The 13,943-nt window shown below is 60.2% G+C and carries 14 protein-coding genes and 1 pseudogene; 7 read left to right on the top strand and 8 right to left on the bottom strand.

Translation table 11 applies throughout. From position 1 onward, the window contains the following. Positions 1-14: 14 nt before the first annotated feature. Both BXA01_RS15115 and BXA01_RS15110 read left to right on the top strand, forming a co-directional pair. Entirely contained in the window at positions 15-1,991 is a 1,977-nt protein-coding gene (locus tag BXA01_RS15115; RefSeq protein ID WP_016772578.1) for a methyl-accepting chemotaxis protein, read from the top strand. A gap of 195 nt (positions 1,992-2,186) precedes the next feature. Further along, complete coding sequence (locus tag BXA01_RS15110) at positions 2,187-3,401, top strand: aldose 1-epimerase family protein (protein ID WP_076564530.1); 1,215 nt, start codon at positions 2,187-2,189, stop codon at positions 3,399-3,401. Here the strand turns inward: BXA01_RS15110 and BXA01_RS15105 are convergent. Together BXA01_RS15105 and BXA01_RS15100 are read right to left on the bottom strand one after the other, a co-directional pair. Further along, positions 3,398-4,891 (bottom strand): YifB family Mg chelatase-like AAA ATPase, encoded by a 1,494-nt coding sequence (locus tag BXA01_RS15105; RefSeq protein WP_071172128.1) that lies wholly within the window; start codon positions 4,889-4,891, stop codon positions 3,398-3,400. The two genes, BXA01_RS15110 and BXA01_RS15105, sit on opposite strands and share 4 nt — an antisense overlap. A gap of 383 nt (positions 4,892-5,274) precedes the next feature. Beyond that, the gene (locus tag BXA01_RS15100) at positions 5,275-5,739 is read right to left on the bottom strand and encodes a hypothetical protein (protein ID WP_073470953.1); all 465 of its coding nucleotides are present in this window, start codon (positions 5,737-5,739) and stop codon (positions 5,275-5,277) included. Between the two features lie 252 nt (positions 5,740-5,991). On the opposite strand from BXA01_RS15100, the gene BXA01_RS15095 reads away from it, so the two are divergent. Next, on the top strand, positions 5,992-6,261 hold the full coding sequence (locus tag BXA01_RS15095; RefSeq protein WP_076564529.1) for a HigA family addiction module antitoxin: 270 nt from the start codon (positions 5,992-5,994) through the stop codon (positions 6,259-6,261). Here BXA01_RS15095 and BXA01_RS15090 read toward each other — a convergent pair. After that, positions 6,256-6,777 (bottom strand): annotated as a pseudogene (locus BXA01_RS15090) (BRO-N domain-containing protein). The gene BXA01_RS15095 and the pseudogene BXA01_RS15090 sit on opposite strands and share 6 nt — an antisense overlap. Positions 6,778-7,141: 364 nt before the next feature. Continuing rightward, the gene (locus BXA01_RS15085; protein ID WP_007920416.1) at positions 7,142-7,402 is read right to left on the bottom strand and encodes an accessory factor UbiK family protein; all 261 of its coding nucleotides are present in this window, start codon (positions 7,400-7,402) and stop codon (positions 7,142-7,144) included. Between the two features lie 394 nt (positions 7,403-7,796). On the opposite strand from BXA01_RS15085, the gene glnK reads away from it, so the two are divergent. The 4 genes from glnK to sutA all read left to right on the top strand — a co-directional run bounded on the left by glnK (position 7,797) and on the right by sutA (position 10,578). After that, positions 7,797-8,135, top strand: a complete 339-nt coding sequence (glnK, locus tag BXA01_RS15080; RefSeq protein WP_002555808.1) for a P-II family nitrogen regulator — start codon at positions 7,797-7,799, stop codon at positions 8,133-8,135. Positions 8,136-8,172: 37 nt separating this feature from the next. Next, positions 8,173-9,510: an ammonium transporter gene (locus tag BXA01_RS15075; RefSeq protein WP_041476939.1), complete on the top strand. Its 1,338-nt coding sequence runs from the start codon at positions 8,173-8,175 to the stop codon at positions 9,508-9,510. Between the two features lie 214 nt (positions 9,511-9,724). Beyond that, positions 9,725-10,150, top strand: a complete 426-nt coding sequence (locus tag BXA01_RS15070; RefSeq protein WP_076564528.1) for a secondary thiamine-phosphate synthase enzyme YjbQ — start codon at positions 9,725-9,727, stop codon at positions 10,148-10,150. Positions 10,151-10,251: 101 nt separating this feature from the next. Further along, positions 10,252-10,578, top strand: coding sequence for a transcriptional regulator SutA (gene sutA, locus BXA01_RS15065; RefSeq protein WP_016772583.1), 327 nt, complete (start codon positions 10,252-10,254; stop codon positions 10,576-10,578). Between the two features lie 189 nt (positions 10,579-10,767). On the opposite strand, the gene BXA01_RS15060 is transcribed toward sutA, so the two are convergent. The 4 genes from BXA01_RS15060 to dapF are packed head-to-tail and all read right to left on the bottom strand — an operon-like array spanning position 10,768 to position 13,943. Further along, a complete protein-coding gene (locus tag BXA01_RS15060) occupies positions 10,768-11,475 on the bottom strand; it encodes an HAD family hydrolase (RefSeq protein ID WP_076564527.1) in 708 nt (235 codons plus the stop codon). Continuing rightward, positions 11,472-12,371, bottom strand: a complete 900-nt coding sequence (xerC, locus tag BXA01_RS15055; protein WP_076564526.1) for a tyrosine recombinase XerC — start codon at positions 12,369-12,371, stop codon at positions 11,472-11,474. Before xerC ends, BXA01_RS15060 begins: the two co-directional genes overlap by 4 nt. Positions 12,372-12,373: 2 nt before the next feature. Further along, entirely contained in the window at positions 12,374-13,099 is a 726-nt protein-coding gene (locus tag BXA01_RS15050; protein WP_024014772.1) for a DUF484 family protein, read from the bottom strand. 13 nt (positions 13,100-13,112) lie between these two features. Further along, positions 13,113-13,943, bottom strand: a complete 831-nt coding sequence (gene dapF / locus BXA01_RS15045) for a diaminopimelate epimerase (RefSeq protein WP_041476933.1) — start codon at positions 13,941-13,943, stop codon at positions 13,113-13,115.

The following is a 13,943-nucleotide window of genomic DNA, read 5'->3' as shown; positions in this document are numbered from 1 at the left end:
GCCAGGAGCTGTTCATGTCTCAACCTCGTGCTCGGATCGCCTCGCAGCTGGGTCTTGCCCTTGCTGTGATACTGGCGATAGTCATCAGCGGCAGTACGGTGTTCGCCTTGCGTTCGCTGGATTCCGCCAACCTCGCCACCCGTGAAGAGCATCTGGCCAGTGAGGCCCGGCTGCTGGCCGATCAACTGAGTACCTTCCACGGTACGCTGCGCGAAAGCACCCTGCGCCTGAGCGGGCTGTTCGAAAAGCGCTTCGGCAGTGGTTTGAGTGTGCACCCCGATCAGCCAGTGACCGTGGCCGGCGTGCAGACCCCGGGCCTGCACCTGGGTAACGAAGTGCTGAACAACAACTTCAAGGAAGTTGACGAGTTCAAGCAGATGACCGCCGGTGTGGCCACGGTATTCGTGCGCAGCGGCGAAGACTTCATTCGCGTTAGCACCAACGTCAGCAAGCAGGACGGCACCCGTGCCATCGGCACCGTGCTCGATCATGCCAACCCGGCCTACGCGAAGTTGATGGCGGGGCAGAGTTATGTCGGCCGCTCGTTGCTGTTCGAGCGCTACTACATGTCGCAGTACACCCCGGTGCGCGATGCGGGCGGCAAGATCATCGCCGTGCTGTACGTCGGCTTCGACTACACCGACGCGCAGAACGCGCAGTTCGCCAATCTCAAGCGCTTCCGCATTGGCAAGACCGGCTCGCTGGCGCTGCTCGACGAGCAGAACAAATGGCTGGTGCCGATTGCCGGCGTCGAAAACCTGGATCAAGCCGCCCCGACCATCAACAACCTGGTGAAAACCCCGGGCAAGGGTGAGTTCTGGAGCGACAAGGGCGAGGACTTCTACAGCATCGCCGTGCCGTTCGAAGGTGGCCCGTGGTCGGTGGTGGCGAGCATGCCGAAAGCCGAGATCCGCGCGGTGACCTGGAGCGTCGGTACGCAACTGGCGATCGGCAGCCTGCTGGCGATGTTGCTCGCGGTCGGTTCCGTGGTCTGGCTGCTGCGCAGCAAACTCGCGCCGCTGGGTGACCTGGTGCGTCAGGCCGAGGCCTTGGGTGCTGGTGATCTGAGCGTGCGTCTGAACGTATCGAGCCACGATGAAATCGGACAGCTGTCCCGCGCGTTCAACCAGATGAGCCAGGCGCTGTCGACCATGGTCGAGCACATCCGCCGCGCTTCGGAAGAGGTCAACAGCCGTGCGCAGGCGCTGTCCGGTTTGTCCGGCGGTGCGTATGAGGGCATGGAGCAGCAGTCGGGCGAAATCACCAGCATGGCCGGCGCCGTGGAAGAGTTCAGCGCGACGTCGTTGAACATCGCCGACAACATGGGCGCGACCCAGCGCCTGGCGCAGGAAAACGCTCAGCAGACGCAGATTGGCCGCAGCTCGATGGAAGAAGCGTCGTCGTCGCTGGAGCAGATCGCCGGTGCGCTGAACAGCACCGCCAGTGTGATCAACACGCTGGGGCAGCGCTCTCAGGAAATCGGCGGCATTGTTGGCGTGATCACCTCGATCGCCGAGCAGACCAACCTGTTGGCACTCAACGCTGCCATCGAAGCCGCGCGTGCCGGTGAGCAGGGTCGCGGTTTTGCCGTGGTCGCGGACGAAGTGCGCAGCCTCGCCTCGCGCACCCGTCAGGCGACCGATGAAATCTCCAGCATGATCCACAGCATCCAACAGGAAACCGGCAACGCGATCAGCACCATGGAACAGGGCAATGTGCTGATGCAGGAAGGCCTGTCGCGCAACGCCAATGTCGCCTCGGCGCTGGCGCGGATCGACGAGCAAAGCCGTTCGGCAGGCCAGCAGTTCGCCGCGATCACCACCGCCACTCAGGAGCAGAGCAGCACTGCTACGTTGCTGAGCAGCAATTTGCAGAGCATCGCCTTGGCCAACAGCGAGCAGCGTGAGGTGGTGTCGAACCTGGCTGTCACCGCTAAAGAGTTGGAGAAGCTGGCGGCGGATCTGCGTTCCGAGGTTGATCGCTTCCGTTGATGCATCTCTGAAACAGCTACCGCGAGCAGGCTCGCTCCCACAGTAGTCGGCGTAATTCACAAATATTGTGAAGGCCCGAAATCCCTGTGGGAGCGAGCCTGCTCGCGAATGCTTATCACCGACAGCTTCTTTGGACTTGCTGAAACGTTTCCGCAGCGCTATAAAAATGGCACAACTCCAATAAAGGCTGCTGCCATGACCCCGCTCAAACTCCTCGTCGCCCTCGGCGCATTCTCTGCCGCTTCTCATGCCATGGCCTGGGACTATGTCCTGCTCGACGCCAACACTCCGGCCAAAAACTGGACGATCACCAGCGAGCAACTCGGCGTAAAAACCGCCAAACCGTTTTCCGTGACCCTGCGTACCCTGCATGGCGGTCGTCAGGAGGGCGTCAGCATTGTCGATATCGATAACGGCACGATGAAACTCTCGGTAGTGCCGACCCGTGGCATGAACGTGTTGCAGGCTTCGGTGGGCGACGTGCGGATGGGCTGGGACTCGCCGGTCAAGGACGTGGTCAACCCGGCGTTCATCGAACTCAACGGTCGCGGTGGCCTGGGCTGGCTCGAAGGCTTCAATGAGCTGGTCACCCGTTGCGGTTATGAGTGGGTTGGCCATCCCGGCATGGACAACGGCGAATTGCTGACCTTGCACGGTCGCGCCGCCAACATCCCGGCCAGCACCGTCACTTTGCACATCGACGAGAAGCCGCCGTATGCCATCACGCTGCGTGGCGAGCTGAAAGAGCAGGCATTCAAGAAAGTCGATTTCTCGGTAGCGACCGAACTGGTCACCGAACCGGGCAGTGCAAGCTTCGCCCTCAACGACACCCTGACCAACAACGGCGACTATGCGAAGGAATATCAGGCGCTGTATCACAGCAATTTCAGCACGCCGTTTCTCGAGCAGGGCGCAAAGTTCGCAGCGCCGGTGAAGCAGGTTTCGCCGTTCAACGACAAGGCCAAGGGAGATCTGCCCGACTGGCAGACCTATCGCGGGCCAACCAAGGACTACGACGAAACTGTCTACAACGTCGTGCCGTATGCGGACGCCAAAGGAGATACCTTGACCGTGCTGCACAACAAGGCCGGTAGCCTCGGCGTATCCGTTGGCTTCAATACTCAGCAGTTGCCAGTTTTTTCGCTGTGGAAAAACACCGACACCCAAGGGCAGGGCTACGTCACCGGGCTGGAGCCGGGAACCAGTTTTTCCTACAACCGTCGCTATCAGCGGCCGTTGAATCTGGTGCCGACCATTGCGCCGAAAGAACATAAACAGTTCCAGATCAGCTACAGCCTGCTGGCCGACAAAGGGGCGGTGGACAAGGCCCTCAAGCGCGTGACTGAAATTCAGGCCGGGCGCGATACTGAAGTGCGCCAGGCACCGCTGGTTGATCTGACTGAGCATTAAGGTGTCGCCGGCCGGTATTGCAGTGCCTCGGCCAGATGCTCGCGGGTAATCGCATCGGCCTGTTCAAGATCCGCCAGCGTACGCGCGACCTTGAGCAGGCGATGCGCCGAGCGCAGCGACAGGATCAGTCGCTCGCAGGCCGCCTCCAGCCATTTCTCGTCAGCTGTGGATAACTTGCAGTGACGCTTGAGCCCCGGCAGATCGAGAAACGCATTGGCACAGCCCTGACGTTTCTGCTGGCGCTCCCGCGCTTCCGCCACCAACGCCGCAGCGCTGGCGCTGTTTTCGCCTGGCTTGGCTGCCGGATTCAACGCGGTTGCCTCCCGCGCGACGGTCAGGTGCAGATCAATCCGGTCGAGTAGCGGCCCTGACAGTTTGTTGCGATAGCGCTGGACCATGTCCGGTGTGCACGAGCACTTGCCGCTGGGTTCGCCAAGATATCCACAGGGACACGGATTCATCGCTGCCACCAATTGAAACCGTGCGGGGAAACGCACGCGATCCTTGGCCCGAGCGATGACGATATGCCCGGACTCCAAGGGCTCGCGCAGCACCTCCAGAACCTTGCGATCAAACTCCGGCAACTCATCGAGAAACAGTACGCCATGGTGGGCGAGGGTGATTTCGCCGGGTTGCGGTTTCGAGCTGCCACCGACCAATGCCGGCCCTGAAGCCGAATGGTGCGGTTGCCTGAACGGCCGCTGCGGCCAGTGAGTCAAGGGAACCCCGCTGGCGACCGATTGAATCGCTGCCACTTCCAGCGCCTCGCATTCGGATAGCGGCGGCAATAATCCTGGCAGACGACTGGCCAGCAGCGTCTTTCCGGTTCCCGGAGGCCCGCTGAACAACAAATTGTGAGCTCCCGCTGCGGCAATCAGCAGTGCGCGTTTGGCGGCTGTCTGCCCCTGCACTTCGTTGAGGTCGGGATAGGGCTTGGCAGCGTGCATCAAACCATCGGAAACGTATGGCTCGACCGGCGTGTGCCCATTGAAATGCGCCACCGCTTCCAGCAAATGATCGACCGCAAACACCTTGAGGCCCGAGGCCAGGCACGCCTCTTCCGCATTCGCTCGAGGCACCACCAACGCCCGCCCGGCCTTGCGCGCCGCCAGTGCCGCCGGCAGCACGCCCCGCACCGGCCGCACGGCACCCGACAGCGCCAACTCACCCAGACATTCCACCTCATCCAGGGTCAGACAGGGCACCTGCACACTGGCCGACAAAATCCCCAAGGCAATCGCCAGATCGAAGCGCCCGCCATCCTTGGGCAGATCCGCCGGCGCCAGATTCAAGGTGATCCGCCGCGCCGGAAATTGCAGCCCGGAATTGATGATCGCGCTGCGCACCCGATCCTTGCTCTCCTTCACCGCCGCTTCAGGCAGGCCGACCATGGTCAGCGAGGGAAGACCGTTGGCCAGATGAACTTCGACGGTAACAGCGGGGGCTTCCACGCCAATCTGGGCGCGACTGTGGACAATGGAGAGGGACATGGTCGTTCCTTGAGCTGAATCGGGGAGCCGCTTCCTGCGGGTTTTTGAAGGGTAGTTGAGCCGGGTTTCAGTGCTGAAATAGAGGTTTACAAGACGTATCAAGACCCGATGGGCTGTCATTGCTTGCCTGAATTGGACCGTTGACTCTCGACCGGCATTGACGGATCATCCCGTTCGAGGACTGCAACTGCGCATTCGTCGGGACTGGGCACCAGCAAAAGCTCCCCCGCATTTTTGGCAGCAGAGAAAGCTGGTTTCTCTGAAGTAGTGACGACGGGCTAGCCTGTCGGATTCTGAACCCAAGGCCGTGAAGCCAGGAGCTAAAGAATCGCTGCGACTACTCCTCAAAAAATACTTAAAAGGCGTCCATCGGACGCCTTTTTTTATTTCTGATTTGGTGGTGCTCGTGGTATCTGCCCCACTAACGTGCCATGTGCACGTTTTTGCGGGTACCAAGTCACCACGAAGTAACCAAATCCTGTGGCGCGCTCGTGTCGCGGTTCAAGAATCAGTGTTCCCATAGATGTCCTCAGTACCGCGACCCTGTTTCCACATCGCTGTTCTTTGAACTCACAATAGATTTGCGCCCCCGGGACGATCATTTTCGCAACAATCGCTGCTACCCCATCGGCAGTCTGGCAACCATGCTTGAGCAAATCGGCACTATGGGCTTCCCAAATGTGCACTACGCCAAAACCACTATTCGCTCGACGGTGAATACCTACCCGCAGATAAATCTTCCCGCCTGGCAAGCCGAATTTTGGCATATCGGGGATCGTGCCAAAGATGTAACCACCATCTGGATGCTGAACCAGCGTGTTTTCTTTGAGCTTGAGCAAATGAGACAAGAGGGATCCAGAACCAGAGTGTCTGGCGATCAATGTGTATCGCCTGGAACTCGACGAATAGGATCGACCAGCGCAGGCGAAAGCCACCAGCCTAATCACAGCCAAGAACTCACGGAATCAGGCGCAGACGCTGATTCTCGTAGGGTTATGCCCTATTAGTTGTAGGACGCCGGCCAAACGGTTTTGATGGTCTTGTTTTCCTGAATCGGATGCTCCATTTTGGTTACTCAACGCAGCCTCTGGAGGCGAAAAATGAACCGCAATGGTATGCGCCCGATTCATCCGGGCGAGGTTCTGAATAAGGAATTCATGGAGCAGTTGGGCATGACTGTCATGGATCTGGCCATGCCCACGAACTGGCCCGAAAGTGAGATCGAAAAGCTTGTGAAATGCCAGCTCAGGATCTGCGCCGATCTGGCAATCAGCCTTGCCACTCATCTCAACACTACGCCTGAGTTCTGGATGAATCTCCAATCGACTTACGATTTGCGCAGGGCCCAGCTCCGGCATGCGAGTTTATAGCGATTGCAGCATCCGCGAAGCCCTTTTCCACCATGGCCCTGTCTTTGGGCGCTTGGTCTGCTCCCGTTCCACCATCATCTGCGGTACATCTTGCAACCGTATCCACGGCTGATTATTCCAATGCAACAAACTCAACGTCATGTCCGGCCAACTGAGCAAGCTGAGGTGTGGGCGTTCGCCTGTGCAGGGATGTTGGGCTTCGCGCAGGGTGGGGATGACCTGGTGGGTGAGCCATTCGCGCAGGGCTCGGTATTCGGGGCAGTAGTGGTAGACGAGGAGGGCGTAGATGCCGGATTCGCTGATCTGCAGGGTGTTTTCGATCTGGTTGTGGATCAGGGTTTTGCGGGTTTGGTATTGGTCGGGGTCGAGTTTCCGCAGCATGCGTTCGTTGAGGTAGATGTGCAGCAGGCGACTCAGGTCTCGGACGCAGAACCAGGGTTAGTTCTGGATGAGGAGGGCGTGGAGGGGGAGTTTGTGGCGGGTGAAGATGCTAGGTGTCAGGTAGTTTTCGTCCATGGTTCAGTTCTCGAATTGAAGTGAAGAAAACTGCTTCTGTTCGTCGCCAAACGAAAAGGGTGGCAGCTATGCGCGGGTTGGCGAACCGGTGAATTCGAAACCGGCAGACCCTGAGGTCTCCCACGCAAAGCCGCCATAACTCGTTGAGAGAAAAAACCTCTCTGTGAATTTAGTTGCATTGCGTCGAATTCGATCCAGGTCGCCAAACCCGCTGCTGAACATTCAGCATCAGATGAGCTTAGAAACCTGGGCTTTTTGGCGCAATCGGACGGCGGTCATAAAGGTTGTAGGACGTTGCGAGGATGGTTGAAGGGCTGAATATCAAAAGATCGCAGCCTTCGGCAGCTCCTACAGGGGACGCGAATTATTCAGCGGGCGGTGTCAGCTTCGCTTCCATCTCGGCGACTTTGGCTTCGAGGCTTTCGAGGCGGGCGCGAGTACGCGCCAGCACTACCATCTGACTGTCGAACTCTTCCCGGCTGACCAGATCGAGTTTGCTGAAGGCACTTTGCAGGAGCATTTTGAACTGGCTTTCGATTTCGGCTTTCGGCAGCGGGGTATCGCCGCTGAACAGGCGGGAGGCGGTGCCGCTCAGGGCGTCGAGGAAGTCTTTGGGCGCGAGCATGGGAAATGTCCTGGAAACAATGGCCGGCAGTGTATCACGCAGTGTCTATAGTCAATCCCGTTGCACGGATGCACGCTTTTCGCGCAGGGGGACGGACGGTGGCGCACCGTTGTTGTGCGTATCGGCAAAAGCTTTTCTGCCCGAGCGGGTGCAACAGGGGCCAAGCGATTGAAATGCAGGAGTTTTGCCGAGCTGGCAAGGTTTCTGCTTAGTCACCCTCGACCCATGCACTGATGCAGTCGCTGTGACGAATGCAGTGCGGCAGACGAAGCGGGGAGTTTCGTCTGATGCGGTTAGCTGGCGTCAACGATGCGTTACAAAGCCAGGCACTGCGCTTAGACTTGAGACGGGTTTGTTTTCCTGGGGCAAGTCCACCAATTCGGGAGAGAGTTTCATGAAGCTAGTCACTGCCATCATCAAGCCGTTCAAGTTGGACGACGTGCGCGAGTCGCTGTCCGAAATCGGCGTGCAGGGCATTACCGTCACTGAAGTCAAAGGCTTCGGCCGGCAGAAGGGTCACACCGAGCTGTATCGCGGCGCGGAATATGTGGTCGATTTTCTGCCCAAGGTGAAAATCGACGTGGCCATCGACGACAAGGATCTGGATCGGGTTATCGAGGCGATAACCAAAGCGGCCAACACCGGCAAGATCGGTGACGGCAAGATCTTCGTGGTCAATCTGGAACAGGCGATCCGCATCCGTACCGGCGAAACCGATACCGACGCGATCTAAGCGCCGCCACAAACCCAACGCCCCAGGAGAAAACAATATGACTCTGCGTAAATTCGCAGGGCTAGGCGCCCTGTTGTCCATCGTAATGCCCGGCATCGCCATGGCGGCAGACGAAGTGGCAGCGCCAGTCCTCAATTCCGGCGACACCGCCTGGATGCTTACCTCGACAGCGCTCGTGCTGTTCATGACCATCCCCGGCCTGGCGCTGTTCTACGGCGGTATGGTTCGCTCGAAAAATATTCTTTCCGTGCTGATGCAGTGCTTCGCCATTACCGGTCTGATCAGCATCCTGTGGGTCATTTATGGCTACAGCATTGCCTTCGACACCACCGGCATGGAGCAGGGCGTCGTCAACTTCAATTCGTTCTTCGGCGGCATGGGCAAGGCGTTCCTCGCCGGTGTCACGCCTTCGAGCATCACCGGCCCGGCTGCGCTGTTCCCTGAGGCGGTGTTCATCACCTTCCAGATGACCTTCGCGATCATCACCCCGGCGCTGATCGTCGGTGCGTTCGCCGAGCGCATGAAGTTCTCTGCGATGCTGATCTTCATGGGCATCTGGTTCACGCTGGTTTATGCACCGATCGCGCACATGGTCTGGTCCGGTAACGGCGGCCTGATGTGGGACTGGGGCGTGCTCGACTTCGCCGGTGGCACCGTGGTGCACATCAACGCCGGTATCGCCGGTCTGGTCGCGTGCCTGGTACTGGGCAAGCGTAAAGGCTTCCCGACCACACCAATGGCTCCGCATAACCTCGGCTACACGCTGATGGGCGCGGCGATGCTGTGGGTCGGCTGGTTCGGCTTCAACGCTGGTTCCGCTGCTGCCGCCAACGGCACTGCCGGTATGGCCATGCTGGTTACTCAGATCGCCACCGCCGCTGCGGCACTGGGCTGGATGTTTGCCGAGTGGGTCACCCACGGCAAGCCAAGCGCACTGGGGATTGCTTCGGGCGTGGTCGCCGGTCTGGTCGCGATTACACCGGCCGCTGGCACTGTAGGCCCGATGGGTGCACTGGTGATCGGTCTGGCCGCAGGCGTGGTGTGCTTCTTCTGCGCCACCACCCTGAAACGCAAACTCGGCTATGACGATTCCCTGGATGCCTTCGGCGTGCACGGTATCGGCGGTATCCTCGGCGCGATCCTCACCGGTGTGTTTGCCGCACCGGCACTGGGCGGCTTCGGCACCGTGACTGACATCGGCGCGCAGGTCTGGATCCAGATCAAAGGCGTCGGCTTCACGGTGATCTACACCGCGATCGTGACTTTCATCATCCTCAAGGTGCTGGACGCCGTCATGGGTCTGCGCGTAACCGAGGAAGAAGAGTCGGTCGGCCTCGATCTGGCACAACACAACGAACGCGGCTACAACCTGTAAGTACGCGCGATAAAAAACTGCCCGGTTCGCCGGGCATTTTTTTGTCCGGGATTTGTCATTCAAGGTGCGGCTGAAAGGATTTTTCTTACGGCTTTGGTCGTCTTTACGACGAGGCTTTTTCTGCGGGCAATCGCTTACATCGCTGCAGGAATATTAGGGCCTTTGTTTTTTTTCAGAGCACGCTAGAATGCGCCCCGAACGAGCGGAGAACTGTATGTGGCAACAGACTCTGATAACCCTGCGGGCAAGGCCCCGGGGCTTTCATCTGGTGACGGACGAGTTGCTCGCAGGCTTGCCTGAACTCAAGACCTGTCGGGTCGGTCTGTTGCATTTGTGGCTGCAGCACACGTCGGCATCGTTGACCATCAACGAGAACGCCGATCCGGCAGTTCGTCGCGACTTCGAACGATTTTTCAATCGCCTGATCCCACAAGGAACAGACGGCTACGAGCACAACGACGAAGGCCCGGATGATCTCCCGGCGCACTTCAAGGCCAGCGTGCTCGGTTGCCAGATCAGTCTGCCGGTTGCGGCAGGGCGGCTGGCACTGGGTACCTGGCAAGGGATTTATCTGGGCGAGCACCGTGAGCATGGCGGTGCCCGTAAAGTCCTCGCCACCTTGCACGGTGAACAGGCATGAGCCGCTGCCGGGCAGCGGCAGAAGATTTTTCAACGGCGGCTTCGACAGCCGCCAAAGCTGGTCTATAACTAATCTGCTTTTGGCAAGTCATGAGGTAGAACATGAGCGACGATGATCTGGAAAACGACGACCTCGAAGTAGGCGACGAAGACGAGGCCGAGGAAGGCCTGGAAGCGGCAGCGGAAGACGTTGCCGAAGATGATGGCGGTGACGACACGCCGGCCCCGGCTGCCAAAGGCAAAGCCAAGGCTGCGGTCTCGGTCGACGAGTTGCCGAGCATCGAAGCCAAGAACAAGGAGCGTGACGCCCTGGCCAAGGCCATGGAAGAATTCCTTGCGCGCGGCGGCAAGGTGCAGGAAGTGGAGGCCAACGTGGTCGCCGATCCGCCCAAGAAGCCGGATAACAAGTACGGCAGCCGCCCTATCTGAGGCGCGTCGCTCGCTTGCTGAAAAAGCCCGCCGTCGCTGCGGGCTTTTTTATGCGTGGAATAAATGCGTTGAAAACAAATGCAGTCCCCTGTGGCAGCGAGCCTGCTCGCGAAGAGGGCATGTCAGCCGACATACATGTTGAATGACACACCGCATTCGCGAGCAGGCTCGCTCCCACAGGGCTGTAGATCAATTCGAGGAAGCATTCCAGCGGGAGAGCACGGCGGGCAATTCGGTCAGGCTGCGAATTTCCGCATCCGGCAAGCGCTCCGCCTCCCAGACCTTGCCTGTCGGGTTGAACCACACTGCGCGCAAGCCCGCCTGCTGCGCCCCGGCGATGTCATCGCCGGGATGATCGCCGATATGCACGGCGGTTTCAGCCGTGGCGCCACCGCGCTGCAACGCTTCATGAAACAGCCGCGCATCCGGTTTGGCGATGCCGATGTCTTCGGCGCACAAGGCGAACTTGAAGTAATCCGCCAGCCCCAGCCGGCGCACGTCGGCATTGCCGTTGGTGACCACGCCGAGGGCATAGTGATTGGCGAGCAGCTCCAGCAGCGGCTCGACTTCCGGGAACACCTCGATCTGATGCCGCGCATGCAGGAACACTTCAAAAGCCTTGTCAGCCAGCTCCGACGCCTCGCCGTGGGCATATCCAGCTTCTTCCAGCGCATGGAACAGCACACGTCGGCGCAGCGCGCTGATGCGGTGTTTGAGGCCCGGTTCGCCCGCCAGCACTCGCTCGCGAATCGACCACAAATGCTCCACCGGCACCGCGCCCAGGTTCGACGCATGTTCGCTCAGCCATTCGCGCAACACGGTTTCGGCGCTGGCGATCACCGGCGCGGTATCCCACAAAGTGTCGTCGAGGTCGAAGGTGATCAACTGAATGCTCATGAATCATCGCCTTTCATGCGTTTGGCCCGGGGATGGGCGCTGTCGTAGACCGCCGCCAGATGCTGGAAGTCGAGGTGGGTATAGATCTGCGTGGTTTTGATATCAGAGTGACCGAGCAATTCCTGCACCGCGCGCAAGTCCTGCGAGGACTCGAGCAAATGGCTGGCGAACGAGTGCCGCAGCATGTGCGGATGCAGGTTCTGCCCCAGTTCGCGCTCGCCAGCCAGTTTGACCCGCACCTGAATCGCGCGCGGGCCGAGGCGTCGGCCTTGCTGGCTGACAAATACCGCATCGTCCGCCGGGTTGGTCATGGCGCGCAGCGGCAACCAGTGTTCAAGGGCTTCGCGGGCCTTGGTGCCAACCGGCAACAGCCGGGTCTTGCTGCCCTTGCCGAGCACCTGAACCATGCCGTCGGCGAGATCGAGTTGATCGAGATTGAGCCCGGTCAGCTCGGACAGGCGCAGGCCAGAGGAATAGAACAGCTCGAGAATCGCCTGATCGCGCCGGGCGAGAAAATCGTCCTCGACCGCACCTTCAAGCAGCTGCAATGCGCGATCGGTATCAAGGGTTTTCGGCAGGCGTCGTTCGCCTTTCGGTGGGGCCAGACCGGTGGCCGGGTCGTGGTCACACAGGCCTTCGCGATTCAAGTAGTGATAGAGCCCGCGCACCGCCGAGAGCAGGCGGGCGAGGCTGCGCGAGGACTGGCCTTGCGCATGCAACCGGGCAATCAGGCTGCGCAGGCGCTGGATGTCCAGCGCGGCCCAACTGCCGATGTTCTGCTTGATGCACCAGCCAAGGACTTTATCGAGGTCGCGGCGATAAGCCGACAGGGTGTGCGGCGACACCTGTCGCTCACTGCGCAGATGTTCGCAGTAAGCGTCCAGTTGTAGTTCCATGGTCAGCGTACCGAGCGCAGCGAGCTGTTGACCCGTGGCAGCACGCGGCCCATGACCTCGGCGATGTAGCTGAGGAACAGGGTGCCGACCGAGCTCTTGTAGTGCTGCGGGTCACGGCTGGCGATGGCCAGAATGCCGTGAATGCCCTGATGGCTGACGGCAACCACGGCGGTCGAGCCGATCTGCTGGCGCTGTTCTTCGCCGAAGAGGAAATCCAGCTCATGTTCACGCAGGCTGCCGCTGACGCTTTTGCCTTCGGTGAGCAGGCCGCCGATAGCGGTTTGCGCGTCGGCGTGAGTCACCCAGCGGCCGACCGGTGCGGGGTTGTCGCCGAGCAGGATCAGGCTGACGAAAGGCACCTGGAAATCCTGACGCAGGCTGTCCTCAACGCTGATGACCACGTCTTCCAGGGTCGATGCATCCATCAGCGCGAGAATCAGGCGTCGGGTCTTTTCGAACAGGCGATCGTTGTCGCGGGCCACGTCCATCAGATGCGAAAGGCGATGGCGCATCTCGATATTGCGATCGCGCAGGATGGTCATCTGCCGCTCGACCAGCGACACGGTGTCGCCGCGTCGGTGCGGAATGCGCAACGACGGCAGCAGTTCTTCGTGCTCGACGAAGAAGTCCGGATGAGCCTCCAGGTAGGCGGCAACCGCGGCTGCCTCGAGGCTCTCGGACGCTGATTCGTCGACTGGTCGGGCGGGTACCTGTGGCTTGTCGGTCATGATTTCTGCTCGCTCAAAGACGCACTTGTCCTTCGTATACACGCACTGCCGGACCGGTCATCAACACCGGTTCGCCCGGGCCGGCCCACTCGATGGACAGACGCCCGCCGGGCAGGTCGATCAACAGCGGCGAATCCATCCACCCCTGACTGATGGCTGCCACCGCCGCCGCACAGGCGCCGGTGCCGCAGGCCTGGGTTTCCCCGGCGCCGCGTTCCCAAACACGCAGTTGCGCGCGATGGCGGTCGATGACCTGAAGGAAGCCGACATTGACCCGCGCCGGGAAGCGCGGATGGTGCTCGATCTTCGGCCCCAGCTCATGCACCGGTGCGCTGTTGATGTCGTCCACGCGGATCACCGCATGGGGATTGCCCATCGACACGGCGGCCAGCTCGACCGTGGTGCCATCGACTTCCAGCTGATAGCTGCTGGCCTGGGCTGGCGCCTGGAATGGAATGTCTGCCGGCACCAGGCGCGGCGCGCCCATGTTGACGCCGATCTGGCCGTCGTTACGCACGTCCAGTTCAATGATGCCGCCCTTGGTCTCGACGCGGATCTGCCGTTTCGCAGTCAGACGCTTGTCGAGCACGAAGCGGGCGAAGCAGCGCGCACCGTTGCCGCATTGCTCCACTTCCGAGCCGTCGGAGTTGAAGATCCGGTAGCGGAAATCCACATCCGGGTTGCTCGGCGCTTCGACGATCAGCAACTGGTCGAAACCGATACCGGTGTGGCGGTCGCCCCATTGCTTGGCGTGTTTGGGCTGAATGTGCGCGTGCTGGCTGACCAGGTCGAGGACCATGAAGTCGTTGCCCAGGCCGTGCATTTTGGTAAAACGCAGCAGCAT

Origin of the sequence: Pseudomonas sp. B10 (assembly GCF_900156235.1) — a bacterium.
Taxonomy (GTDB): Bacteria; Pseudomonadota; Gammaproteobacteria; order Pseudomonadales; family Pseudomonadaceae; genus Aquipseudomonas; species Aquipseudomonas siliginis.
This window is presented reverse-complemented; position numbering and strand designations above follow the sequence as displayed.